Here is a 24,980-nt window from a genome sequence, read left to right on the forward strand (position 1 = left end):
ATTTAATGTCCAATCCACACTCGGACTCCACTGGATTTAACACCCGCGCGGTGCATGCGGGGCAGACCCCGGATCCCACCACCGGAGCTGTTATTCCGCCGCTGTACCAAACCACTACCTTTGCCCAGGATGGGATCGGCAAGCTGCGCAATGGTTACGAATACGGCCGTGGTACCAATCCCACCCGGGATGCCCTGCAGGCACAGCTCGCGGCACTGGAGGGTGGCGAGTTCGCGTTCAGCTTTGCATCCGGCCTCGCCGCGGAGGATGCGCTGATCCGTGCGCTGTTGCTCCCCGGCGATCATATTGTCATGGGCAATGACGTTTACGGGGGAACGTACCGGCTCATCAGCAGGGTCCTTTCTGTCTGGGGAATCAGTAATTCTGTTGTGGATATGAACGACGGCGCCGCGTTGGCTGCCGCCGTTGGTGCTGGCGGGCCAGAGGGTGCAACAAAGATGATTTGGGTGGAAACACCCTCGAACCCGATGATGAAGATCACCGATATTTCCGCACTTGCCGAGGCGGCTCACGGTGTTGGCGCGCTGCTGGTGGTGGATAACACGTTCGCTTCTCCTTATCTGCAGAATCCGCTCTCGCTGGGAGCGGACATTGTGGTGCACTCGACAACTAAATACATCGGTGGGCACTCGGATGCCTGCGGTGGCGCCGTTATTCTCTCTGACGCGGAAGCTGCAGAGAAGATCGGGTTTGTGCAGTTTGCCGTAGGTGCTGTGTCCGCGCCAATGGAAGCCTGGCTGACAACTCGGGGGTTGAAGACTCTTGGCGTGCGGATGGACAGGCATTGCTCCAACGCGCAGGCCGTAGCGGAGTGGCTGAGCACGCGTCCTGAAGTGGAGCGCGTGCTGTATCCCGGACTGCCCGGTCACCCCGGACACGAGTTGGCGGCCCGTCAAATGCGCGGCTTTGGTGGCATGATCTCTGTTCAGTTCAAGGGTGGTGAAAAGGCGGCACGCCAAGTGGCGGAATCCACCCACGTATTTACCTTGGCTGAGTCATTGGGTGGGATTGAATCGCTGATGAACTACCCCTCGGAGATGACCCATGCATCGGTGAAAGGCACCGAGCTGGCCGTGCCGGAGAATTTGATTCGTCTCTCTGTTGGCATCGAGGACATTGCAGACTTGATAGCGGACTTGGATCAGGCGCTGAACACCCTGAACTAAGCCCCTGACAGCCCCGCCCTGTTGAGGTTGGAGATGATGACACCCAGGAGGAACGATGGGGTGTCATCATCTCCAACCTCAACAGGGTTTTGGCGCTCATAATGGGTCCACGCTGCACCCCAACCTGATATCGACAATAAAAGTACGCATACACCATGAACCTGTTAAAAGATGTGACAAAAAGGTAACAGTTACCTGATTTGCATATCGATTTGGTTTCGACTTACTGTTAGACATGTCCTTTTGGACAGGCCGCGTTCTTTGGTGGCCACGATTGCCCGGACCTGCCCACACCGAACACCGTCATGCGGCAGGTCACGGAAACAACCTCCATATTTACAGGTTGGACGGTGGTGCACAGATGTCCGGGGACGGATGGAGCGCGCGGTGGCCTTTGGGAGAGCGCATCGATGAAGAATATTAAATTGGCACGAAATTTTGGCCGCGTACTAGCAGTAGGTGCCCTCGTGGGTGGCGGCATGGCAGTAGCTGGAACCGGAGCTAACGCCGCAGACGGCGGTACTTGGGACGCACTGGCACAGTGTGAAAGTGGCGGAAACTGGGCCACCAACACCGGCAACGGATTCTCCGGTGGACTGCAGTTCACGCCCAGCACCTGGGCCGCCTTTGGTGGAGCTGGCGCTCCGGAAAATGCCACACGGGCGCAGCAGATCGCTGTTGCTGAGAACGTTCAAGCCGGTCAGGGTTGGGGCGCATGGCCCTCTTGCGCCGCACAGTTGGGACTTAGCGGCGGGGGCGGAGCCGCATATTCGCCTGCCGCAGTGCCCGCAGCACCAGCACCCGTAGCCGCGCAGTCCGGGGAGATCGTACCCCAGCAGCAGGTTCCCGTTGAGACGTACGTCCAGCAGGCCCCTGTTGCTCAGGCTCCAGTTGCTCAGGCACCTGCCCCGGTCCAGATTGCCCTGAGCGGGGAGAGCTACACCATCGAATCCGGTGACACCTTGGCGAGCATCGCAGACAAGCTGGGCATCGACGGTGGCTGGGAGACGCTCTTCCAAGCCAACGCAGGCACCGTTATCCACCCTGACCTCATCTTCACCGGAGCGGTTCTGCAGCTTCCGGCATAACCCTAGTAATCGCTGAGCTTTTGCGCATTAAATAGCCTGCGTAAATCAAAAGAGCTACGTGAAGTTCCAGGAGTGTGGGCCCAGCCCGCAAACAACAGGTTAAACAACACCGGCCCGTGACCAAGAACCCCTATCCGCCGCTACAATGCGGGGCATAGGGCCTTGGCCACGGGCCGGTTCTGTGGTTAGGGCTGGCAGGCTGGCGGGCAGGCAGACTGGCCGGGGCAGTCGGTGCCTGCGGAAGTTTCACCCGCTGCGGAAGTTACACCCGCGGTGCTGTGACGCCCAGTTGCCTCACGTCGTCGTACTTGTATACCGGTTTGCCACCAATGAAGACCTGCAGCGCCCGTTGCATCACATCTAGCGGGTCCCCACTCCACAGGACCAAATCCGCGTCCTTGCCAACCTGCAATGAGCCAACCCGCTCTGCCAAGCCCAGAACCTTTGCGGGGTTGATGGTGATCGCATTCAGCGCCGTTGTCCTATCCAGGCCCTCTTTGATCGCCAAACTTGCTTGGTGTGCCAGGAAGTTGATAGGCACAACAGGGTGGTCCGTAATGATGGAAATTTCAACACCAGCGGCGGCCAGTTTTCCGGGATTCGCAATGGACCGGGCGCGTAGCTCCGGTTTGGACTTAGTGGTGAACAGCGGACCAATCAGCACAGGGATACCCCGTTTGGCCAGAACGTCACCCAACACGTGGGCTTCAGTGCCATGGTCAATGACAAGATCGTAGCCAAACTCATCAGCCAGCCGGATGGCTGTAGCAATGTCGTCGGCTCGGTGGCAATGTTGACGCCAGGGAATCTCACGGCGCAGAACCATGGCCAGTGCTTCCATATGTGCGTCCCGAGGACGCGGCTCAGGCAGGGCCAGCCAGTTCTGAGCGGCCATAAACGCCTGCCGGATCACTAGCGCCGTACCCAAACGGGTGGAAGGAGTTTTCTTCTTCTCACCATAAACATTCTTGGGATTCTCACCCAACGCGGATTTTAGGCCGCTGGGGGAGCGCAACACCATTTCTTCGATATACCGGCCGTGCGTATGCATCGCTACTGCCAGGCCGCCTATCGGATTCCCAGAGCCGGGGTTGACGTTGACAGTGGTGATGCCGCCAGCAAGGGCATCGTCAAAGCCGGGGTCGAAAGGGTCAACGGCGTCAATGGCCCGCACCGCTGCCATGACCGGATCCGTCATTTCATTCACATCGCTGGTGGAAGAGACTTCACCTTCCGGGTGCATGCCCAGGTGGACATGTGCGTCGATGAAGCCGGGCAGCAGCCATTGGCCCTTGGCATCGAGTACGTCGGCGCCGTCCGGGACCTGTACGGATGCGCCCAAGGCCAGAATCTTGCCGCTTTCCACCAACAGTGTGCCGTTGAAGGGATCGCCTTCTACCGGCACCACATGTGCGTTGGTGATGGCTAGAACACGCTTTTTTGCAGCAGCAGCGGCTTCCCGGATCGCGGCGCTAATAGTGGCGGTGTCGGGAGTCTTTTTTCCAGCTGGAACAGGTTTCTTGCCACCACGGTTAGGTGTGGGGGCCGCTGAAATGCCGGTCTTTAAAGCCGCTGAGCCTGGTTTTCCTGCCGGAGCAGCCGCCCTCCGGGTGACGCGGCCTGGGATGAAACCGGGTTTGGGTGCTGGCTGTGAGCTGCTCATGGCGGCCTTTCATGTGGCGTGGGGTGGACTCTTCCAAGCTACCGCGTATTTTACGCAGAGCGGGCTCCGCGGTCCGAGGCGCAGGCATAGGCTGAGATGATGGACAAGAAAACCGCGTTAATTACAGGTGTGGGCCGCAACGTTGGGATCGGGGCGGGCATTGCCAGGGCCTTGGCAGCTGAGGGATGGGACCTTGTCCTTAGCTATTGGCAGGCTTATGACGAGCGCATGCCGTGGGGAACGGCGCATGGCGACGTCGGCATGCTCACGGCGGAGCTTGAGTCTGCTGGCGCCAAGGTGTGGGGGATTCCGGCGGACTTGACGGACCCCACCGCAGTTGAGACTCTCATGGCGAGGATCGCTTCGGAAGCCGGGCCGCTGACGGGGATGGTGCTCTCGCACAGCGAATCCGTTGACTCCGGGATACTGCAGACATCGTTGGAGAGCTTCGAACGCCATTTTGCCGTCAATACTCGGGCTAGCTGGCAGTTGGTTGCCGCTTTCGCCCACCAAGTCCCGGACGACGGCGGAGCTGTGGTGGCGCTGACAAGTGACCACACAGCGTTTAACCTTCCGTATGGGGCATCGAAAGGTGCGTTGGACAGGATCATTATTGCTGCTGCCCGTGAACTGGGAAACCGGGGTATCAGTGCCAATGTGCTGAACCCAGGACCTGTGGACACCGGCTGGATGGATGGCCCCACCCGTACTGAGTTAACAGCACTGCAGCCCGGCGGACGGCTTGGCACCCCGGCAGATGTAGCTCCGATCGCGGCGTTCCTGCTCTCGCCGGCCGGACGCTGGGTCAGTGGCCAGCTGATCAAGGCAGATGGTGGTTTCAGCGCTTAGGTGCTGGCTAGCTGGGGGTGCTCGTCAGGAACGTATCAAGAAGCGGTGCCCCAGCGTTAAGAAGGCGTAAAAAAGCCCCCCACGGCGGCAAATCGGGTGTGCGATGGATCCAGACATCAACGCACATTGTGAAAGAGAGCTGGCTGTGGAATTGCTGACGTGGATAATCCTTGGGTTGGTGGGGCTGGGACTGCTGGCATACCTGCTCACGGCGCTCATTCGACCTGAGAAGTGGTGAACGCCGCCATGGAACTCAATGCTTTTGCGCTGGCCACCCAAGTGGTCATTTTAATAGTGGCCCTCGGTGCCTTGCACCAACCGGTGGGAAAATATTTAGCTGCAACATTTAGTAGTCACAAGCACTTCGTCATGGAACGTGGCTTATACAAACTGGCAGGCGTGGACCCTCACGCAGATCAGCATTGGAAGATTTACCTGCGCTCGCTGCTGGCCTTTAGCATCGTCTCCATTGTGGTGTTATTTTCCTTCCAACTGCTCCAAGGGGTGCTTCCGTTCAACCAGGGCCTGGGGTCCGTTGATCCGTGGGTTGCCATGAACACGGCCGTATCCTTTGTGACCAACACCAACTGGCAGACGTACGCACCGGAAACCACGCTGGGCTTCGGTGTGCAGATGCTGGGGCTGGCCGTGCAGAACTTCCTCTCCGCCGCCGTCGGACTCGCAGTGGTGGTAGCGCTGATCCGCGGACTCGTGCGGGCCCAAACTTCCAATCTAGGGAACTTTTGGGTGGATCTGACCCGCGGCGCACTCAGAGTGCTACTGCCCATCAGCATCATTGGCGCAGTGGTGCTGATCATCACAGGCGTTGTGCAAAACTGGGGCGGCACCGACATCCACACCCTGGTTACCGGTGCTCAGCAGACTGTCCCGGGCGGGCCCGTGGCCTCGCAGGAAGTTATTAAGCTCCTGGGCACCAATGGCGGCGGCTACTTCAACGCCAACTCCGCCCACCCCTTTGAAAACCCCAATGCGCTCAGCAACCTCTTTGAGGTGTTCTTGATCTTACTGATCCCGTTCTCCTTGCCGGCCATGTACGGGCGCATGGTGGGCGATAAACGCCAGGGCTACACGCTACTTACCGTCATGGCCGCCTTCTGGCTCATTTCCACAGCGCTGATGGGCTGGGCACTTGCCGCCTTCGCAGGCACCGGAACCAGCGTTGGTGAAGGCATTGAGCAACGGTTCGGCGCCAACGGCACAGCATTGTTCGCCACCGCCACCACGCTGACTTCAACCGGGGCCGTCAATGCCGCCCATGACTCCCTGCCGCCCTTGGCCGGCGGACTGGCCATGGTGAACATGATGCTGGGAGAAATTGCTCCCGGCGGCGTGGGCTCGGGACTGTACGGGCTGTTGGTGCTCTCAGTAGTGGCCGTCTTCATTGGCGGACTCATGGTGGGACGAACCCCGGAAATGCTGGGCAAAAAAGTTGGCGCCGGGCAAATGAAGCTGGTGGCGGTGTACATTCTGGTGACACCAACCCTGGTGTTGCTCGGTACGGCCATCACCGTCTCCATTCCTGCGCTCGCCGCCGCCGCACCCGCCGAAGGCCCGCATGGCTTCAGCGAGGTGCTGTACGCCTTCACCTCGGCCGCGAACAATAACGGCTCCGCCTTTGGGGGCATCACCAGCTCCGGACCGGCATTGGCCACCATGTTGGCACTGGCCATGTTCTTTGGCCGGTTCCTGCCGATCGCCCTGGTGCTGGCCCTGGCCGGTTCCTTCGCCAAACAACGCAAAATCCCCACTACTGCCGGCACCCTCGCCACGCACGGCCCCCTCTTTGCGGTGCTGCTTGGCGGGATCGTACTGATCCTCACCGCACTCACCTACTTCCCGGCGCTCGCCTTGGGCCCGGCTGCTGAAGGACTGCTGAAATGAACCTGACCACCCTCCGCGCGGCTCTGCCCCTGGCGTTCCGCAAGCTCAACCCCCGCCTCATGATCCATTCCCCGGTGATGTTCACTGTGCTCATCGGATCCTTCTTGTGCACCGCGGTGAGTATCCAACAGCTCATCCTGGGTTCCTCCACGGCAGTGTTTTCCATCAGTGTCACGGTCTGGTTGTGGCTGACCGTGCTGTTCGGAAACCTGGCCGAGTCCATCGCCGAGGGCCGTGGCAAGGCGCAGGCCGACAGCCTGCGTTCAGCCCGCAGCTCAGTCATGGCACGACGCCGGAGCTCGGCTTTGGTGCCCGCCGGCCAGTTGGCAGGGGAAGAGCCACAGTACAGCGAAGAAATGGTCCCCGGCACTGATCTGGTGGTGGGGGACATAGTGATTGTTGTTGCCGGGGAGTTGATCCCCAGCGACGGTGACGTCATTGAGGGCCTGGCCAGCGTTGATGAATCCGCCATCACGGGTGAATCAGCACCTGTGATCCGTGAATCTGGCGGGGACAGGAGTTCGGTCACCGGCGGCACCATGGTGCTCTCGGACAGGATTGTGGTTCGCATTAATGCAGCCAGCGGCAAAACGTTTTTGGACCGGATGATCTCCCTCGTGGAGGGCGCCACCCGGCAAAAAACACCCAACGAGATTGCCCTGAACGTACTCTTGGCCTCGCTGACCATCGTGTTCGTTGTGGCCATTATGACCTTGGCACCCATGGCGGCGTTCGCCGATGCGCTGCCAAGCCCTGTGGTCTTGGTAGCCCTGGTGGTCTGCCTGATTCCCACCACCATTGGGGCGTTGGTGCCGGCTATCGGTATAGCCGGCATGGACCGGCTCATCCAACGCAATGTGCTGGCCACCTCTGGGCGGGCCGTGGAAACAGCCGGCGATGTGACCACCTTGTTGCTGGATAAGACCGGCACCATCACGTACGGAAATCGCCGGGCAGTGGCATTTATTGCCGCCAGTGGTGTTAGTGTCAGCGAGCTGATCGAAACCGCCAGGTTGTCTTCTTTGGCCGATGAAACCCCCGAGGGCCGCTCCATTGTGGAACTGGCCGATGGGGAGGCTGAAGGAGTTGCGGCTGGTGGAATTGGCGCCACACAGGCGCTGAGTGGCGACGTTGAAATTATTGAATTCAGCGCCACGACCCGCATGAGCGGGCTGAACCTGCCTGTGGGTCATCCCGCCAACCCTGGCACCACCGTCCGGGAGGTCCGCAAAGGGGCCGGATCCGCCGTCGAACACTATGCCAGCGAGCGCGGCGGGCGGCTGCCAGCTGAAGTGCAACAGGCTGTAGAGACTATTTCCGGCACCGGTGGCACTCCGCTGCTGGTGGCCAGCTATGACGGCGAGCGCGCCCAGGTTCTGGGTGTCATTCACTTAGCGGATGTGGTTAAACCCGGCATGAAGGAGCGGTTCGCCGAGCTGCGGGCCATGGGCATCAAAACCATCATGATCACCGGGGATAACAAGATCACGGCGGCGGCCATTGCGGCCGAGGCTGGCGTAGATGACTTTGTGGCCGAGGCCACCCCGGAGGACAAGCTTGCCGTCATCAAAGCCGAGCAGGAGTCCGGGCGGTTGGTGGCAATGACAGGGGACGGCACCAACGATGCCCCGGCGCTGGCAGCCGCGGATGTGGGGGTGGCCATGAATTCAGGCACCAGTGCAGCCAAGGAAGCGGCCAACATGGTGGACCTGGATTCCGATCCCACCAAGCTGATCGACATTGTGGGCATCGGAAAGGCGTTGCTGATCACCCGTGGTTCCTTGACCACGTTCTCGGTGGCCAATGATGTGGCGAAGTATTTTGCCATTGTTCCGGCCTTGTTCGCGGCCACGTTCCCAGGGCTGGGGCTTTTGAACATCATGGGACTCTCCTCCCCGCAGAGCGCCATTCTCTCCGCCGTGATTTTCAACGCCCTGATCATTGTCCTGCTGGTGCCGGTGGCACTGCGCGGGGTCAAATACCGGGCGGTGTCCGCCGCTCAGGCGTTGTCTAGGAACCTACTGGTGTACGGATTGGGCGGCATGATTGCCCCGTTCATCGGCATCAAAGCCATTGACCTTGTTCTTTCTGCCTTCCCAACGATTGGTTAGCACTATGTACGCCTATGGACGCCAACTATTAACTGCTTTGCGATTCCTGCTGTGTGCCACACTCATTTTGGGTCTGGCCTACCCTGCCCTGGTCTTCGGGCTAGGACAGCTCATTGCTCCCGCACAAGCCAACGGTTCACTTGTCAGCGTGGATGGGAAAGCTGCGGGCTCTTCACTGCTTGCCCAGCCCGTCACGGGAGATGAATTCTTCTACCCCCGTCCCTCCGCTGTCCAATGGGATGCGGACGGGTCCTCACCGCGTAACTTCGGGCCCAATCAACCAGCACTGGTGGAGGCCCTGGCTGCTACCACTGTTGAGGTGGCTGCACGGGAAAACGTTGTATCTAAGAGCATTCCCCTTGATGCGCTGACGGCCAGTGGCTCCGGATTGGATCCGCACATTTCGGTGGCCAATGCGCAGATGCAGCTGCCTCGGGTAGCTAAAGCAACAGGGCTGGGCGAGCCCGCGGTGGGTGGGCTGATCCGGGAAAACACCAACAATGGTGTGTTGGGTTTCCTGGGTCAGCCTTCGGTCAACACCACCACGTTGAACGCCGCGCTACTCAAGGCGCGGAGCAATCCCTAAGGTACTGCGAGAATAAGCGTTATGGCACGGGGCATATTACGGATTTTTCTGGGCGCGGCACCCGGTGTGGGCAAAACCTACACCATGCTGGAGGAAGGTCGCGCCCAGTCTGCGGCAGGGGTGGACGTGGTGGCGGGCATCATCCTGGACCACGGCCGGGCCCAAACCCGGGCCCAAGTCCGTGACCTTGAGGTGTTACCCACTGTGTGTATTGCCTACCGGGACACGGACTTCCAGGAGCTCGACGTCGCGGCCCTCCTTGCGCGGCGCCCGGCACTGGCGCTGGTGGATGAGTATGCCCATAGCAACGTGCCAGGATCTGCCAACGCTAAACGCTGGCAGGATGTGGAGCAGTTACTAGCCGCCGGGATTGATGTCTACTCAACACTGAACGTCCAGCACCTTGCTTCCTTGGGGGATGTGGTGGAAACCATCACCGGGGTAAGGCAGCAGGAAACGGTACCCGATGACATTGTGCGTCGAGCAGAGCAGATTGAGCTTGTGGACATTGCCCCGGAACTGTTGCGGCAACGCCTCAGCGTGGGAAATATCTATGCCAGCGACAAGGTCGATGCCGCCTTGGCCAACTATTTCCGGTTGGGTAACCTCACAGCGCTACGCGAACTGGCACTGCTTTGGTTGGCAGACCGGGTCGAAGAAGGAGTGGCGCATTACCGCCAGAGCCACGGGATTGAAACCAGTTGGCCCATCCGGGAGCGGGTGGTGGTTGGTTTAACGGGCGGTCCTGAGGGGGAGTATCTACTGCGCCGAGCCGCCAGGATCTTGAGTCGGGTCAGTGGTGGGGAGCTATTGGCGGTGCATGTCCCGCGCTCCGATGGTGTGAGTGGGAACGCCCCCGCCGCTTTGGAGACTCAACGCCAACTCGTCACCGACTTGGGCGGCACCTATCACTCCGTGGGCGGGGATGATCCGGGGCAGGCCCTGTTGGAATTCTCTCGCAACGTTGGGGCCACCCAGATCGTCATTGGCACCTCTCGCCGGAAGCCACTGCTGGGGTTTTTGGCACGGCCTGGAGTTGGGGCCATGGTGGTGCGCAATGCCGGCGACATCGACGTGCACATGGTTCCGCACCCACTCGGTGCCACCACCAAGCGCATGCGCAACCGCGGGAAACTAAATAAAAAACGGGTAATCCTTGGCTTTGTATTGGCCGCAGTTCTGCCCATTTTGGTGCAATTAGGCACGGGGCCGCTGAGCCTGCAAACCACCATGGTCATACAACTGGCCGCCGCCATTGCCGTAGCCCTGGTGGGCGGACTCTGGCCAGCCATCGTGGCAGCTGTTTGGGGCACCTTATTGCTAAACTATTATTCGGCCCCACCCGTGGGAACGCTGACCATTAACGACCCCGAAAATCTTCTGGCCCTAGCCATCTTCCTCCTAGTGGCGGTGGCCGTGGCGCTCGCCGTTGACCAATCCGCGCGGCGCTCGCGGGAAGCCATCCGCGCCGGGGCTGAGGCAGCTACATTAAGTGAATTGGCCCGCGGAATTCTGGCTTCCCAGGATACCGTCCAGGTGTTCCTAGGTCAGGTTCGCGATCACTTCGCCATGACCTCGGTGGTGCTTTTTAGTGGCACCGGCAGTGATCTGTCCACCTGGCGAGCCGACGCCTCCGTGGGCGAGAACCCGCCGGCTACCCCCAACGACGCCGAGAACGTTGAAGAAATCTCTGAACGGTGGATGCTGGGGCTCAATGGCCGCGTCTTGCCAGCTAGCGACCGCCGCCTGCTCAGTGCTTTCGGCGCCCATCTGATGGCGTTGGAACAACGGGAAGCACTGACTCTGACACAGCGAGAAAACCAACAGCTCTCCCAGGATAATAAGATTCGCACCTCCGTACTGCGGGCCGTATCCCATGACCTGCGCACCCCCTTGGCCGGTATCAAACTCTCGGTGAGTAGCCTGCGGCAAACGGGGGTGAGCTTTAGTGCCGAAGATGAAGCCGAACTTTTGGCAACCATAGAGCACTACGCGGATAAAATGGATGCCTTGGTTGGCAACCTCTTGGACATGTCCCGGCTCAGCGCGGAAATGGTCAACCCTGTCTCGGGACCTGTGACGTGGATGGAGGTGCTGCCAGTGGCGTTGCACGGCCTTCCATCAGAACGGATCCACAGTGAAGTACCCGCGAACATGCCACCCATTGAGGCTGATCCGGGGCTCCTAGAACGCGTCATTGCCAATATCGTTGAAAACGCAGTTAAGTATGCTCCGGACTCTTTCATCACTGTGCTTGGCTCCATAGGTGGCAGCGGCAGTGCCACCATCAACGGCCATCCGGCCAGCGAATTGCGCATAGTGGATCATGGCAAGGGCGTCCCCGCAGCCGATGTTATGGCCATGTTCAAGCCTTTTCAACGGCTCGATGACGTCTCTTACGGCCCACAGGGTGGTACCGGTGTTGGGCTGGGCCTGGCCGTCGCCAAAGGTTTCACCGAAATTATGGGTGGTGTTCTGGAAGCCGAACAAACACCCGGCGGCGGATTGACCATGATCATCAGGATGCCGCTCTCCACGGGAATTTCCAGACCACCCAGTCACGAGAACCACCAGAACACTGTGAGGAAACAGCTGTGACCACTGTCTTAATAGTTGATGATGAACCGCAGATCCTGCGAGCCCTGCAAATCAATTTGCACGCGCACGGGTACACGGTTGTTCCGGCTGCCAACGGGACCACAGCGCTGGCGGCGGCCCAAACCCAGGCGATTGACGTCGTCGTACTTGATTTGGGATTGCCGGATATGGACGGGCTAGAGGTGATTGCCGGGTTGCGTGGCTGGAGTGAGGTGCCCATTATTGTGCTCTCTGCCAGGCACGGCTCGCAGGACAAAGTACAGGCACTGGATGCTGGTGCCGATGACTATGTCACGAAGCCGTTCGGGCTCGATGAGCTGCTGGCCAGGGTGCGTGCTGCCACGCGGCGGGCCGGTCCTTCGACGGCTGAGTCGATTGTTGAGGCGGCGGAATTCACGGTAGATCTTGCCAATAAGGTGGTGCATCGTGGCGGCGAGGCTGTGCGGATGACTCCTACTGAGTGGAATGTGTTGGAGTTGCTGGTGCGTAATCCCGGCCGGCTCGTTAGCCAGCAGCAAATCCTGATTGAGGTGTGGGGTCCGGCGTATGCGAAGGAAACTCATTACCTGCGCGTTTATATGGCGCAATTGCGACGGAAACTGGAGCGGGATCCGGCAAATCCTGTGCACTTATTGACGGAAGCCGGGATGGGTTACCGTTTTTCGCCGTAAAGCTTCGACTCCTGCGCACCATGGTCCACTGTGGTGCCGCAGCGATCACAGTGGCGGCACCAGCATAGTGAAACGGTGCGCAGGAGTCGAAGCCTACAAATTAGATGGCAGAATTGGAGCACGCCGCACTGCACAGTTCATGGTTACCTCCACCCGGTGAAGCGCCTCTTTTTTCGCACCCCCTTTGAAGGACACCGCATGACATCTGCCCCGCCCATCGGCAAGGCACGTACCATCGCCCTGATTTCTTTGTTCATGGCCTCGTTCATGGAACTACTCGATGCCACCATCGTCAACGTTGCTCTTCCTGACATTGAGCGTGCCCTTGGCGCCCAAAACGCCGAGCTGCAATGGATGGTGGCTTCCTACACGCTGGCACTGGCGATAGGACTGATTACCGGATCCCGCTTGGGAGATATTTACGGACGCAAAAAGATCTTCATCATTGGTCTTGTAGCGTTCACCGTTGCCTCGGTGATGTGCGGGGCAGCCATGAACCCAGAAATGCTCATTGCCTCCCGCGCGTTGCAAGGATTCGCATCAGCGGCCATGATCCCGCAGGTGCTTTCCAGCCTGCAGGTCATGTACAAACCCTCCGAACGTGCCGGAGCAATGGCAGGATTCTCAGCGCTGGCGGGTGTTGCCGCGGTTTCTGGACCCATTTTGGGCGCCATCCTGACCGATGCCGACGTCTTTGGTTGGGGATGGCGCACCATCTTCTTCGTCAATGTTCCCGTGTGTATCTTCGCGGTTATCTGCGCAGTGAAGTTCGTGCCCGAATCGGTTGCCCCTGTGCGGCACAAACTGGATCTGTCCGGAGTCGTCATTCTGGCCGTGGGCATGATGGCGATCCTGTATCCGCTCACCATGGGACGTGAGGAAGGCTGGCCGGTGTGGACGTATCTTTCCATGGCGGTGGGTGTACTGGTTCTTGTGGGCTTCGTGCTGCTGCAACGCCGTGCTGAACAGCGTGGAAAAGAGCCGTTGGTGGCTGTTTCCCTGTTCAAAAGCCGCCCGTTTGCTGCAGGTATCGCCATGATGTTCCTGTTCTTCATCCCCATGAACGGCTTCTTCCTGATCCAAACTTTGTTCCTGCAGCTCGGTTTGGAATACCCCATTCTGAAAGCCGGGCTTACCATGATCCCGTTCTCCATCATGGTCCCCGTTCTGGCTGGAATCTCTGCCGCGATCCTGGCCCGAAAGATCGGCCGGGTTGTCCTGCAGCTGGGCCCGTTGGTGGTTGCCATCGGCTTTGTGGTGCTGATCTTCACCGTCCAAGGGGTTGGCGGCACTGTGACGCCGTGGCACCTGATTGCGGGTCTGGCTCTTAGCGGCGCGGGTTTCGGCATGGTGGTGGCCCCGGTGGGCATCTTTGTGCTCTCTGAAGTCCCCACCAAATTTGCTGGCAGCGCGTCGGGTCTTTTTAACACCACGAGCCAGCTGGCAGGGGCGCTGGGTGTGGCCATTATCGGCACCATTTTCTTTGATGCGCTTGAGGGTAGCGGCGCAACCAGCCAGTCGGCGGTGTTTATAGACGGCTTCACCTCCACCATGTGGGTCATGGCCGCCGGTATGGTGCTGGCCTCTGTCGCGGCGTCGTTCTTACCTCGGTGGGCTTCAGAGTCAGACCTCCCGGATGAGGTGCCAGCAGCATTGGTTGGCGCTTAGGAAGTGCGACGCCGGGACTCACCACTGTGGGTCCGGCACCTGAGCTGCCCTAGAGTTAGGCCATGACTTTCTTGACCCCACAAACCGGCTCAGTGCTGGCCATTTGCCGAGTACACCAGCTGATCACCACTAAGACAGGGTTTGGCGCCACGGGCATTGACAAGCGCGCCATCATGGGTCCCGTTGGCATTCGTAAGTTTGGTGTATTTGGTGATGTTCAAGGGGACACCGAACATCACGGCGGTCCGGATCAGGCCATCTACGCGTACTCACAAGAAGACGCTGACTACTGGGCTGTTGAGTTGGGCCGGCCCATTCCTGCGGGTCTCTTTGGCGAAAATTTGCGCACCCAAGGTGTTGAAACCAGCCAAGCCGTGATTGGTACCCGGTGGCGGATTGGCAAGGCACTTTTGGAAGTTACTTCGCCGAGGGTCCCATGCGCCACTTTTGCCGAACGCATGGATGAGCCGCAGTGGGTGAAACGCTTCACGCAGGTGGGCCGGGTTGGTACTTATTTGCGCGTGCTGGAACATGGCAAAGTACAGGCGGGGGACGCCGTCGTACTTGAACGTGTACCGGAACACGGAATCACTGTAGGAAAGTTTTTCGCCGACCCCACACTGGCTGATGTGCTGATGCTGCAGGGCTTGGAAGCCGCGGGCGAACTGACGCTCTCCAAACATTTTTACACTCGGTTCGAGAAGATGCTCCGATAGAGAATTTCCGCTCGTCAGGCCCACCAATCATGCAGATCAGCGATGGTGTGCCGAAACTCACGGGCTCACTTTAGCTTTCTCTGTATCGCGGCGCGCAGGGATGGCCTACAATTAAAACATCCCCCACTCCGGTATCTCCTTTTTATTTTCTGCCCAATTTTTGAGGCAGGAGCCTGAAGTGTATGGGACCCGCAAGATCTTTCAGCGGGTAAGTAGTGCTCATAGGGGATTGCCGGCAAAGAAACGCCATGCGGTGTTGATCTAGGTCTTCACTTGCAGCCGTACCCACGGTGTACATGGCGCAAGATCCTGCCCGGGATGCCGAGAAGCGGCTGGATTTTACTCCAATGCGGCGTTCCTAGCCGCCTGGCCCTATGAATGAGGACATCCTGACTATGCCCGAAAATTTGATTGAAGATTCCCCCGCCACGGAGGAAAAGCACGAATTGACTTTCGCAGAGATGGGTATTGACGGCCGCGTGCTGTCTGCCCTGAGCGATGTTGGCTACGAGAAGCCGTCACCGATCCAGGCCGCAACCATCCCGTTGCTGCTTGAAGGCCGTGACGTTGTTGGTCTGGCCCAGACGGGTACCGGTAAGACGGCAGCATTCGCCGTACCTGCCCTGTCTCGTATGGCTGAGCTAATGGACCTCAACGGCCCCACCAAGGACACCCAGATTCTGGTTTTGGCCCCTACCCGTGAATTGGCTCTTCAGGTTGCTGAAGCCTTCACCTCATACGCCAAGCACATGGAAAACTTCTCCGTACTGCCCGTCTACGGTGGCTCGGCTTACGGCCCGCAGCTGGCAGGATTGCGTCGCGGTGCTCAGGTTGTTGTTGGTACGCCAGGGCGTGTCATCGACCACCTTTCCAAGGGTTCCTTGAACCTGTCAAACCTGCAGTACCTGGTTTTGGATGAAGCCGATGAGATGTTGCGCATGGGCTTTGCTGAAGACGTTGAGCAGATCCTGTCCCAGACTCCGGCAGAGAAGCAGGTTGCCCTCTTCTCCGCCACAATGCCTGGTGCGATCCGCCGTATCTCCAAGCAATACCTGAACAACCCGGCCGAGGTCACGGTCAAATCCAAGACCACCACGGGCGCGAACACCCGCCAGCGTTACTTGCAGGTCATGGGCCCGCACAAGCTTGACGCTTTGACACGTGTGCTTGAAGTTGAAGAGTTCGACGGCGTCATCGCGTTCGTGCGCACCAAGATGGCCACTGAGGATTTGGCCGATAAGTTGAAGGCACGCGGTTTCCAGGCCGCCGCCATCAATGGTGACATCCCGCAGCAGCAGCGTGAGCGCACCATCGAAGCACTGCGCAGCGGCAAAATCGATGTCTTGGTTGCCACCGATGTTGCGGCCCGTGGCCTTGACGTTGAGCGCATCACTCACGTCATCAATTACGACATCCCGCATGACACCGAATCCTACGTCCACCGCATTGGCCGTACGGGTCGTGCCGGCCGTTCAGGTGACGCGATTTTGTTCATGACCCCGCGTGAGAAGTACCTGCTGCGCGCCATTGAAAAGGCCACACGTCAGCCGGTTGACCAGATGCACCTACCCTCTGCTGAGACTATCAACTCGCTGCGTTTGGGTAAGTTTGCCGAGAAAATCACGCAGACTCTGGCAAGCCAGGATGTTGCCAAGTTCCGCGACTTGATCGCCACCTACGAGCAGGAGCACGACGTTCCTGCTTCGGAGATCGCTGCTGCCTTGGCCGTTATGGCCCAGGGTAACCAGCCGTTGCTAGTCAATGACCTCCCTGCTGCACCGGAGTACCAGAAGAAGGAACGCTCAAAGGATGGCTTCGGCTCCCGCGGCCCGACCCGGACCCTGACCGAAGGCAACGCCACCTACCGCATCTCGGTAGGCCGCCGCCAGCGCGTCATGCCCGGTTCCATCGTTGGCGCCATTGCCAACGAAGGTGGACTTTCCTCCGCGCAGATCGGCGGCATCGATATCCGCGCCGACCACACCTTGGTTGAATTGCCCGCGGACCTGAGCAAGGACCAGTGGCGTGCACTGAGCAAGACCCGCATCAGCGGCGAGCTCATCAACCTCGAACTGGACAAGGGCCGTCGCCCGTCCAGCGGTGGTGGCGGAGCCCCTTACAAGGCCCGCGAAGAGCGCAATGACCGCGGTCAAGGCGGCTTCAAGAAGAAGTTCGACGGCGATCGCAGCGGTGGATTCCGTGGCGGCGACAGGGACCGTGACGATCGCAGCTTCGGTGCTGACCGCGGTGGTCAGAGCCACACGGGCCACGGTGGCGGAGATCGTCGCCCCCGCCACGAAGGCGGAGCGAATTACAACAGCAAGGGCAAGTGGTAATAACCACGCTCTAAGGCGTTGAGGGCCGGTTGTCAGCGATGGCAACCGGCCCTTTCATTCCCCAAAATATTGCTCACAATATTCCCCAAAATATTGTCCCAAAGATGCTGTGATGTAATTCATGAGAAGGCTGTTGCCAGCGCAGTGGTCTTGGGTGTTGAGCAGGTTTTTTGACCCGCTTTGCAGCTATTTTGACGTGAAAAGGGAGGCCGTGATCTCTTGCCGGGTGTTTGGTGAATCCTCGATTTCGTTTCCGGCAAATGCACTGGTAAAGTATTTTCTCGTTGCCCCCCTAGCTCAGTGGTAGAGCGCGTTCTTGGTAAGAACGAGGTCACCGGATCGATTCCGGTGGGGGGCTCGCAAATGAGAAGGCTCGTGTCAAGACGGTTTTGTCCGCGGGGCACGGGCTGTTCTTATTTATGGCGGCATAGCTCAGTTGGTTAGAGCGCACGACTCATAATCGTGAGGTCCCGGGATCGAGTCCCGGTGCCGCTACAGTGACGAGACCCGCAATTTCCGGCCTTTGGTCAGAGATTGCGGGTTTTTTGCTGCCCTCAAAGGGTTAAGACATCCTTCGCCCAGCTAGCGGCCAGAGAGGTGGCGTAGGCTGCCGATAAAGGGTTCATCTGAAAGCCTGAAAGCAAGGAGCAGTAATGAAGAAGATCTTGATAGTTGGCGGCCATGGAAAGATTGCACTGCTACTGGCGCCAATGCTAAAGGATGCGGGATTTGAGGTCACCTCAGTGATTCGCAACGCGGCCCAGATTGACGATGTTGCAGAGTCCGGGGCAACCCCTGTTGTGCACGATGTGGCCTCATCCTCAGTTGCCGAACTCACCGACCTCTTCGTTGGCCAAGACGCCGTGATCTGGTCTGCGGGCTCAGGTGGCGGAGGAGCGGAACGTACTTACGCGGTGGATCGAGATGCAGCGATCGCAACGATGGAGGCTGCCGTGGAAGCCGGGGTTCAGCGCTATCTGATGGTTTCCTACCTGGGCGCTGGCCCAGACCACGGAGTCCCGCCGGAGGATGGCTTCTTCGCTTACGCCGAAGCTAAAGCGGCAGCAGATGCCAAGCTGCGTTCAACGAGTGCTTTGGCTTGGACCATTCTGGCCCCGGGAGCGCTGACTCTGGAGGCACCCACGGCCTTGATTGATCCAACACCGGCTGCCGAGCGGGACGCCTCTGCCGTGAACGATACTTCCCGGGGCAATGTTGCCCTCGTAGCCGCCGCTGTCTTGCAGCGCCCGGACACGATCATGCGGACCATTGAATTTACTGATGGCACAACTGAAATTGATGAGGCTCTGAACCCGTAAAGTAGTTCCGTGGAACAGCTAATACTCATCATCGGGCTTCTCTTCGCCACTGTCGTAGCAGTTGGTGTGGGGGACAAACTCAGACTTCCCTATCCGGTGCTGATGCTTATTGTTGCTGGAGCACTGACGTTCATTCCCGGGTTTCCTGACCTGCGGATTGATCCGGAACTAATCCTGCCGATTTTCCTGCCACCGCTGCTGTTCGCCACAGCACAAAAGAGCTCTTGGGCTGTCTTTCGGATCCGCTGGCGCACCATTCTCATGCTCGCGGTTGCGCTCATAGCCGTGTCAACGGCACTCGCGGCAGGGATTGCATGGTTGCTGATTCCAAGCATAGGCATCCCGGCCGCTATTGCGCTGGGGGCCATGTGTGCACCGCCGGATCCAGTGGCTGTGGAATCGGTGGCGGGGCGGGTGCATATGCCTCGCCGGCTCAGCACAGTGCTTCAAAGTGAAGGCCTGTTTAATGATGCAGCCGCCATCGTGATCTTCCAAGCAGCCGTGGCCGCGGCAATGGATGGTCAGCCGTTCGGGCTGGGCGTCATTGGCAAGTTCCTCTTGGGGGCAGCCATCGCGGTTGTGGTTGGCATGTTCATGGGTTGGGTAACTGGTCTGATTACAAGACTCATCACTTCCTCTGTGGCGCGCAGCGCGGTGACATTGGTGGTGCCGTTTGCTGCTTATCTTCTGGCGGAAGAGCTATGGGCCTCTGGTGTCATTGCGGTGGTGGTGACGGCGTTGGAGATCAAGCGTCATGCTCGGGCGGAGGACGCCACCGAGCGTGTTACCCGCGCCGCTTTCTGGGACGTGGTGGAGCTGCTGGTGACAGGGCTCGCCTTCGGTTTGGTCGGGCTCGAAGTTCGGGAGGTTATTCGGGCTGAGGGCTCGGAGATTTTGGGCATGCTTCCGGTGGCCATTGCGGTCAGTGTTTTGGTCATCGTTGTGCGCTTCCTCTGGTTTGCCGTGGCTGCGTTGCTGTCCAGGAAGCGGCAGGGTGATCTCCCTCCCACCAGTTTCAAAGATGTCATCATCCTTACCTGGTGTGGCATGCGCGGGCTGGCCACACTGGCCTTGGCATTGGCGCTGCCCGCAGTGCTGCCGTCAGGTGAGGCGTTCCCGGGCCGGCATGAAATTATTGTTGTTGCCTGCGCAGTACTTCTGAGCACGCTTGTGCTGCCTGGACTGACGCTGCCGTGGCTGATGCGGGCCCTGAAAGCAACGGACGACGGCGTGGAGGAACGTGAGGGAGCCAAACTACTGGCCCTGCGCGCTCAAGAAGCTGCTGTCGCAGCCCTGAAAAACAATAAAATAATCTCGAATCTGCCGCCGGAGAAGACTGCTCTTGTGAAGACGCGGATGCAGCAGCTGCACGCCGAATTGTTGGAAAGCGAGTTGCACAAGGACGGGGCAGACGAGAGTCGAAGGCGGGGCCGTGAGCTTGTTATTGCCGTCCAGACGATTGCTCTGGACGCAGCTCGCACGGAAGTGCTGATGGCCCGCAATGAGCCGGAGACGGATCCTGAAATAGCAGACAGGGTGCTACGTCAGCTTGACCTGCGCACCATGATCATGCCGGACTAGCGCTCACCAGTTGTGACTCAACGCGCAGGCCCAGGGCCGTTGAAGTTGGAGATGATGACACCCGCTCGTCCCTCGCGGGTGTCATCATCTCCAACTTCAACCTCGTCCAGAGGAGGAGCCCGCCCGGAGGCATGGCTTACAACGCTGAAAGTAGCGGGCTAACTGGCGCAGTTCACCAGTGTTGGCGCCAATGCTTTGTAGGACGGCACGTCGAATCTGGAATGATTGCCGTATACCCTAGAAGTATGTCTAGCACCGTTGGCCATGAAGCCGCCTCAGCACCTGTCCGCACCCGTAATATCCCGGCGGAGATCGCCCGCTCATGGCTCTTAGTGCCTGCCACACGTCCCGAGATCTTTGACGAATCAGCGAGCTCACGCGCTGACGCCGTGGTACTGGACATCGAAGATGCCGTGGACCCCAAGAAGAAGGACGCGGCCCGTTCCGACGTCATCGAGTGGCTCCGCAATGGCGGGCAAGCCTGGGTCCGCATCAATGACGTCCATTCAGCCTTCTGGGCCGACGACGTTGCGCAGCTGCGCAATGTTCCAGGACTTCTCGGCGTCATGCTGGCCAAGACAGAGAACGCCGAGCAGGTCAAAGAAACCTACCACCGTTTGGACGGCAAGACCCGTGTCCTAGCCCTGGTTGAATCCGCACTTGGTATAGAAGAAGCCAACAACATCGCCCGTGCAGAAGGTGCCTTCCGCCTCGCCTTCGGCTCCGGAGATTTCCGCCGGGACACTGGCATGTCAGCAGATCGTGAAGCCATGGCCTACCCTCGAGCGAAGCTCGTTGTTGCCAGCCGGGTCGGTAACCTGCCCGGCCCCATCGATGGCCCCACCGTGGGCACGAACCACCCAATCCTGCGCGAACAGTCGGCCATCACAGTTTCCATGGGAATGACGGGCAAGCTTTGCTTGGCCACCGACCAGACCACCATCATCAACGAGGTCATCAGCCCCACTCCCACGGATGTGGCGTGGGCTACCGACTTCATGGACGATTTCAAGGCTAGGGGCGGCGTCATCCGTGACGGCTCTGATCTGCCGCGTTTGGGCCGGGCAGAGAAGATCATGAAATTGGCCGTGGCCTACGGCGTTCAGCCGGCGCTTTAGCCCGCGCTCTATTTCAATGGTCGATTGCGCTCTGGTTCGCTCGGTTTCCTGGAACCAGGATGAAGTGGCGCTCTCACTCCTTACCGATGACGCCGCTGCCCGAGTGCCTTTGGCGCCGGGACAGTGGTTGAGGTTTAAGGTACTGTCCGGGGATGGCATTTCATCTCGCTACTGCTTGGGACACACCAGTGTGCAGGGCCCACATGAATCGGTACATTTCCCCTGCCCCAGTGGGCAGGTAGCCGAGCGCGGTTTTCAGTGTGGATCGTGTTTTGCCAAGGACGAAATGCGCTTTATGCACGATTTCCACCGCAGCGGGGTTGCCCCTGCGGGGATGCGGAACTATTTGGCGCAGCCCCATTGGCTGTATATCGCCACGTTTGCGGATGGCACAACCAAGGTTGGCACAGCCGCCATGCCCAGCAAATGGCGCCGACTCGCCGAACAGGGTGCCGTCACGGCCCAATATGTGGCGCTTGCAGATGACGGCGCTGTGGTGCGCCGCCTTGAAGATGCTGTTACTAAGGAACTGGGAGTGAGCCAGTTTGTCCGAGCTGCCGCGAAGCTAGCCGCACTCTGCGCTCCGCGCTCTACGTCGGAACTTCTCGAACACAACCTGAGGGTTGCCACCGCGGTGCGTGAATTCCTTGCCGAGGAAGATCTGGATGGTTTTGAAACTGTCAACGAAGAATGGCAAGGCAGCAGTTTTTCCGCCGAGCTTACCGGTGGCCGACCAAGAATCGCTTATCCGCAGTCGCTGCATTCGGGCACACACGGTATGCGTCTTGAATCAATGCTTGGCGCTCATGCCCTGGTGACTGTTGACGGTTCGGAACTTAGTTTTGTTGCCGACCTTGGTGCGCTCAAGGGGCACAAGATCAGCTTTGGGGACTACACCACCGAGGTCCCCGCGTTGCAAGAGGCACTCTTTTAGCGTCTCCCGCCCTCCCAAACCTCGCTTCGCTCGCTTCGGGCCCCGCGGCCGGTAGCGTCTCCCGCCCTCCCAAACCTCGCTTCGCTCGCTTCGGGCCCCGCGGCCGGTAGACTGGGGGGCGTGCTAAACGACTTTTGGGAAACCGCTCCACCTGCCTATAAATACGCTGTTTTTGGTGGCATGGGGCTGACGTTCATCGGCATCGTGATCATCATCATGGGCGCCGTAACAACAACGCCCTCTATGACCTTCATCGCCCTGCCGTTCATCGGCGTTGGGCTGTTGGCCCACATGGCGTCGTTGGGGTTACGCGGGCACAATATCCGCAAGGAGCTCAAAGCAGCGGAGCAGCGCGATAATGAACAAGCCGCCAAGCGGGCCGCAAAACGCCAGTAGGCAAGCGGGCCCCAACACTGGTTACCCGCCGTCGGGCTTCTGTTAGTGATTCACGGGTTCCGGATTGGCTACCGCACTGCGAAGGGTCCACAGGCACATCAGTGCAGCGACGAGCATCAAAACAACACTGACCATAGCGACGGTTCCAGAACCGGAATCAAAGGCGTGCTTGGCTGAGTCAAGCAGCGCCGCACCCTGCGGATCGGGAAGAGTGCCAGCAATGTCGATGGCACCACCGAGCGTCTGGGATGCTGTGTCCGAATCAGCAGCGGCAAGCCCCTCCGGTAACACCACATTGATGCGGTAAGCCGCAGCTAGAATACTGCCCAAAATCGCAGTCCCGAGCACTGATCCCACTTCGTAGGCCGTTTCCGAAATGGCTGATGCGGCTCCTGCCTTGGCAGGTGGTGCTGCGGCCAGGATGAGGTCGTTGGAAATGGTTTCGGCCATACCAACACCGGCGCCTAGAACAGCAAACGCGGCGATGATGCCGATTACTGAACCATCGGTATTCAACCAAACGATCAAGAAACCGGTGGCATTTAGTAACAGGCCCCCTGCCACAAGATATGAGGGTTTGAACCTGCCAGCCAGAGACGCCGCCAGCAACCCAGACACAATAGTGATGGCCAAACCAGGGACCAGCACATATGCGGCATGTGTGGGGGAAAGTCCCACCACCAGTTGCAGATGCTGGGTAATGAAGTACAAGAATCCAACCAACGCGAAAATGCTCAAAAGGTTGGCGCTGACGCTGCCACTAAATACGGGGTTCGTAAAAAGGGTTACATCCATCATGGGGTTCTTCCGGCGCAGTTGACGGCGCACAAACAACACGCCAAGTCCTACGCCGAGAACAATTAGTGCCACGTTCAGGGTAGAGAAGCCAGACTGGGCAAGTTCCTTGATGCCGAAAATTGTGGGAACCATGGCGCCAAAAGTCAGCAGGATACTCACTACATCGATCTTGCCGGGGTTGGGGTCCTTGGATTCCGGGACAAATATCGGTGCCAGCACAAGCAATGGGATCAGCACAGGCACAGACATCAGGAACACGGCACCCCACCAGAAATGCTCCAAAATGAATCCGCCCACGATGGGGCCCAAGGCGGCACCTCCGGAGAAGCCGGCCGCCCACACTGCAATAGCTGTGCGGCGCTGGCCCGGGTGCAAGAACACGTTCCGGATTAGAGAGAGCGTGGAAGGCATCAACATGGCACCAAACAAACCAAGCAGCGCCCGGTAACCAATGAGTGCTCCTGCGTTGGGCGCAAAAGCGGCAAACACGGACACAACGGCAAAGCCGGTGCTGCCGATCAGCAGTAGCTTGCGGCGGCCAAACTTATCAGCAATGCTGCCCATTGGTACTAGCAGTGCCGCCAAAACCAGCGGATAGATATCAATGATCCAGAGCAGCTCCGAGGCCGAAGGCACAAGCGCTAGGGAGATGGATGGGATGGCAAAACTAAGCACAGTATTATCCACCGAAACCAACAGAACCGGAAGCATAAGGACAGCCAAGGCTATCCAGCTACGGAAGCCTGCGCGTGGCGTGGGTTCGGGGCGAACCGCTGGAGGAGTGACCGATGATAGTGCCATATTTACAGTGTAAACCGTCTAGACGGTTTACTGTACCGTCTGGACGGTGTACTTCATCACTTCTTGTAGGGTAGATGGATGACTACACAACTCTCCACAAGAGATCGGGTGCTCGCGGCCTATGAAGACCTGCTCATCAGCGACGGTCCTCAGGCGGCAACTTTGGATGCTGTTGCCGCCTCGGCCGGTGTCTCAAAAGGGGGCTTGTTATATCACTTCAAAAGCAAGGAAGCGCTGATTGAGGCGCTTTTGGCCAAGCTGAACGAATACGCCGCCATTGATTTCACGGCCATGGCCCAGGACCCTTACGGCTGCGCCAGTTACTACATCCGCACCAGCGTCTTTGGAAACACACCCTTTGACCGGACTATTGTGGCGGCAATGCGCCTGAGCCAAAGCGAAGACGAGCGTGTGAGGGAGGCATTTTCGGAGCTTCATGCGCGCTGGTATGAATTGATTCTTAGCGACATTGGGGATCCAGCAGTCTCACGCGCCGTGATGCTCCTGGGGGATGGAATGTATAACAACGCAGCGCTGTTTGGGTTCCCCACAGGCGCAAAAAAGCATGATGATGCCCAGGAAAATATGGATGTGGCCTCGCTGGTGGCAATAGTTGAAAAGATGCGTCCCAGCCCGCGAGCATAGCGTGCGCACAGCA

20 protein-coding genes and 2 tRNA genes are annotated in these 24,980 nt (G+C 59.1%); 20 read left to right on the top strand and 2 right to left on the bottom strand.

From position 1 onward, the window contains the following. Positions 1-5 precede the first annotated feature (5 nt). Together QMG40_RS07180 and QMG40_RS07185 are read left to right on the top strand one after the other, a co-directional pair. Positions 6-1,187 (top strand): cystathionine gamma-synthase, encoded by a 1,182-nt coding sequence (locus QMG40_RS07180; RefSeq protein ID WP_283529918.1) that lies wholly within the window; start codon positions 6-8, stop codon positions 1,185-1,187. Between the two features lie 410 nt (positions 1,188-1,597). Further along, positions 1,598-2,275, top strand: a complete 678-nt coding sequence (locus QMG40_RS07185) for a LysM peptidoglycan-binding domain-containing protein (protein WP_283529920.1) — start codon at positions 1,598-1,600, stop codon at positions 2,273-2,275. Between the two features lie 262 nt (positions 2,276-2,537). On the opposite strand, the gene QMG40_RS07190 is transcribed toward QMG40_RS07185, so the two are convergent. Next, positions 2,538-3,938: an amidohydrolase gene (locus tag QMG40_RS07190; protein WP_283529922.1), complete on the bottom strand. Its 1,401-nt coding sequence runs from the start codon at positions 3,936-3,938 to the stop codon at positions 2,538-2,540. 99 nt (positions 3,939-4,037) lie between these two features. Between QMG40_RS07190 and QMG40_RS07195 the strand changes: the two genes are divergently transcribed. From QMG40_RS07195 to QMG40_RS07275, 17 genes are all read left to right on the top strand, one after another. Continuing rightward, positions 4,038-4,787 carry an SDR family oxidoreductase gene (locus tag QMG40_RS07195; RefSeq protein WP_283529924.1) on the top strand — a complete coding sequence of 250 codons (750 nt, stop codon included), beginning with the start codon at positions 4,038-4,040 and terminating at the stop codon, positions 4,785-4,787. Positions 4,788-4,890: 103 nt separating this feature from the next. Then, entirely contained in the window at positions 4,891-5,025 is a 135-nt protein-coding gene (kdpF, locus tag QMG40_RS07200) for a K(+)-transporting ATPase subunit F (protein WP_283529926.1), read from the top strand. A gap of 8 nt (positions 5,026-5,033) precedes the next feature. After that, positions 5,034-6,689, top strand: a complete 1,656-nt coding sequence (gene kdpA / locus QMG40_RS07205) for a potassium-transporting ATPase subunit KdpA (protein ID WP_283529929.1) — start codon at positions 5,034-5,036, stop codon at positions 6,687-6,689. Beyond that, positions 6,686-8,800 (top strand): potassium-transporting ATPase subunit KdpB, encoded by a 2,115-nt coding sequence (kdpB, locus tag QMG40_RS07210; RefSeq protein ID WP_283529931.1) that lies wholly within the window; start codon positions 6,686-6,688, stop codon positions 8,798-8,800. The genes kdpA and kdpB overlap by 4 nt, the downstream gene beginning before the upstream one ends. 4 nt (positions 8,801-8,804) lie before the next feature. Then, positions 8,805-9,386, top strand: coding sequence for a potassium-transporting ATPase subunit KdpC (kdpC, locus tag QMG40_RS07215; RefSeq protein WP_283529933.1), 582 nt, complete (start codon positions 8,805-8,807; stop codon positions 9,384-9,386). Positions 9,387-9,407: 21 nt separating this feature from the next. After that, positions 9,408-11,984 (top strand): DUF4118 domain-containing protein, encoded by a 2,577-nt coding sequence (locus QMG40_RS07220; RefSeq protein WP_283529935.1) that lies wholly within the window; start codon positions 9,408-9,410, stop codon positions 11,982-11,984. Then, positions 11,981-12,655: a response regulator gene (locus QMG40_RS07225; protein ID WP_283529937.1), complete on the top strand. Its 675-nt coding sequence runs from the start codon at positions 11,981-11,983 to the stop codon at positions 12,653-12,655. Before QMG40_RS07220 ends, QMG40_RS07225 begins: the two co-directional genes overlap by 4 nt. A 198-nt stretch (positions 12,656-12,853) precedes the next feature. Further along, entirely contained in the window at positions 12,854-14,323 is a 1,470-nt protein-coding gene (locus QMG40_RS07230) for an MFS transporter (protein WP_283529940.1), read from the top strand. A 62-nt stretch (positions 14,324-14,385) separates the two neighbouring features. After that, positions 14,386-15,039 carry an MOSC domain-containing protein gene (locus QMG40_RS07235; RefSeq protein ID WP_283529942.1) on the top strand — a complete coding sequence of 218 codons (654 nt, stop codon included), beginning with the start codon at positions 14,386-14,388 and terminating at the stop codon, positions 15,037-15,039. A gap of 395 nt (positions 15,040-15,434) precedes the next feature. Continuing rightward, on the top strand, positions 15,435-17,375 hold the full coding sequence (locus QMG40_RS07240) for a DEAD/DEAH box helicase (RefSeq protein WP_283529944.1): 1,941 nt from the start codon (positions 15,435-15,437) through the stop codon (positions 17,373-17,375). 286 nt (positions 17,376-17,661) lie between these two features. Then, positions 17,662-17,733, top strand: a tRNA-Thr gene (locus tag QMG40_RS07245). Between the two features lie 63 nt (positions 17,734-17,796). Beyond that, positions 17,797-17,870 (top strand) — tRNA-Met (locus QMG40_RS07250). A gap of 158 nt (positions 17,871-18,028) precedes the next feature. Then, complete coding sequence (locus QMG40_RS07255; RefSeq protein ID WP_283529946.1) at positions 18,029-18,694, top strand: NAD(P)H-binding protein; 666 nt, start codon at positions 18,029-18,031, stop codon at positions 18,692-18,694. A gap of 9 nt (positions 18,695-18,703) precedes the next feature. Beyond that, a complete protein-coding gene (locus QMG40_RS07260) occupies positions 18,704-20,275 on the top strand; it encodes a Na+/H+ antiporter (RefSeq protein ID WP_283529947.1) in 1,572 nt (523 codons plus the stop codon). A gap of 245 nt (positions 20,276-20,520) precedes the next feature. Next, positions 20,521-21,393: an HpcH/HpaI aldolase/citrate lyase family protein gene (locus tag QMG40_RS07265; RefSeq protein ID WP_283529950.1), complete on the top strand. Its 873-nt coding sequence runs from the start codon at positions 20,521-20,523 to the stop codon at positions 21,391-21,393. Between the two features lie 295 nt (positions 21,394-21,688). Further along, entirely contained in the window at positions 21,689-22,327 is a 639-nt protein-coding gene (locus QMG40_RS07270; protein WP_283529952.1) for a DUF2797 domain-containing protein, read from the top strand. Positions 22,328-22,447: 120 nt separating this feature from the next. Then, positions 22,448-22,723 carry a DUF3188 domain-containing protein gene (locus tag QMG40_RS07275; RefSeq protein WP_283529954.1) on the top strand — a complete coding sequence of 92 codons (276 nt, stop codon included), beginning with the start codon at positions 22,448-22,450 and terminating at the stop codon, positions 22,721-22,723. Positions 22,724-22,765: 42 nt separating this feature from the next. On the opposite strand, the gene QMG40_RS07280 is transcribed toward QMG40_RS07275, so the two are convergent. Next, positions 22,766-24,322: an MFS transporter gene (locus QMG40_RS07280; RefSeq protein ID WP_283529957.1), complete on the bottom strand. Its 1,557-nt coding sequence runs from the start codon at positions 24,320-24,322 to the stop codon at positions 22,766-22,768. A gap of 78 nt (positions 24,323-24,400) precedes the next feature. On the opposite strand from QMG40_RS07280, the gene QMG40_RS07285 reads away from it, so the two are divergent. Then, on the top strand, positions 24,401-24,967 hold the full coding sequence (locus tag QMG40_RS07285) for a TetR/AcrR family transcriptional regulator (protein WP_283529958.1): 567 nt from the start codon (positions 24,401-24,403) through the stop codon (positions 24,965-24,967). The last annotated feature ends 13 nt before the right edge of the window (positions 24,968-24,980 follow it).

Origin of the sequence: Arthrobacter antibioticus (assembly GCF_030063205.1) — a bacterium.
In the GTDB taxonomy this organism is placed as follows: domain Bacteria; phylum Actinomycetota; class Actinomycetes; order Actinomycetales; family Micrococcaceae; genus Specibacter.

What these genes read in the sequence shown, in the direction of transcription:
- QMG40_RS07180 (WP_283529918.1), top strand. Translation starts at nt 6, where the DNA reads ATGTCCAATCCACACTCGGACTCCACTGGATTTAACACCCGCGCGGTG.
- QMG40_RS07185 (WP_283529920.1), top strand. Translation starts at nt 1,598, where the DNA reads ATGAAGAATATTAAATTGGCACGAAATTTTGGCCGCGTACTAGCAGTA.
- QMG40_RS07190 (WP_283529922.1), bottom strand. Translation starts at nt 3,938, where the DNA reads ATGAGCAGCTCACAGCCAGCACCCAAACCCGGTTTCATCCCAGGCCGC.
- QMG40_RS07195 (WP_283529924.1), top strand. Translation starts at nt 4,038, where the DNA reads ATGGACAAGAAAACCGCGTTAATTACAGGTGTGGGCCGCAACGTTGGG.
- kdpF (WP_283529926.1), top strand. Translation starts at nt 4,891, where the DNA reads ATGGATCCAGACATCAACGCACATTGTGAAAGAGAGCTGGCTGTGGAA.
- kdpA (WP_283529929.1), top strand. Translation starts at nt 5,034, where the DNA reads ATGGAACTCAATGCTTTTGCGCTGGCCACCCAAGTGGTCATTTTAATA.
- kdpB (WP_283529931.1), top strand. Translation starts at nt 6,686, where the DNA reads ATGAACCTGACCACCCTCCGCGCGGCTCTGCCCCTGGCGTTCCGCAAG.
- kdpC (WP_283529933.1), top strand. Translation starts at nt 8,805, where the DNA reads ATGTACGCCTATGGACGCCAACTATTAACTGCTTTGCGATTCCTGCTG.
- QMG40_RS07220 (WP_283529935.1), top strand. Translation starts at nt 9,408, where the DNA reads ATGGCACGGGGCATATTACGGATTTTTCTGGGCGCGGCACCCGGTGTG.
- QMG40_RS07230 (WP_283529940.1), top strand. Translation starts at nt 12,854, where the DNA reads ATGACATCTGCCCCGCCCATCGGCAAGGCACGTACCATCGCCCTGATT.
- QMG40_RS07235 (WP_283529942.1), top strand. Translation starts at nt 14,386, where the DNA reads ATGACTTTCTTGACCCCACAAACCGGCTCAGTGCTGGCCATTTGCCGA.
- QMG40_RS07240 (WP_283529944.1), top strand. Translation starts at nt 15,435, where the DNA reads ATGCCCGAAAATTTGATTGAAGATTCCCCCGCCACGGAGGAAAAGCAC.
- QMG40_RS07255 (WP_283529946.1), top strand. Translation starts at nt 18,029, where the DNA reads ATGAAGAAGATCTTGATAGTTGGCGGCCATGGAAAGATTGCACTGCTA.
- QMG40_RS07265 (WP_283529950.1), top strand. Translation starts at nt 20,521, where the DNA reads ATGTCTAGCACCGTTGGCCATGAAGCCGCCTCAGCACCTGTCCGCACC.
- QMG40_RS07270 (WP_283529952.1), top strand. Translation starts at nt 21,689, where the DNA reads ATGCACGATTTCCACCGCAGCGGGGTTGCCCCTGCGGGGATGCGGAAC.
- QMG40_RS07280 (WP_283529957.1), bottom strand. Translation starts at nt 24,322, where the DNA reads ATGGCACTATCATCGGTCACTCCTCCAGCGGTTCGCCCCGAACCCACG.
- QMG40_RS07285 (WP_283529958.1), top strand. Translation starts at nt 24,401, where the DNA reads ATGACTACACAACTCTCCACAAGAGATCGGGTGCTCGCGGCCTATGAA.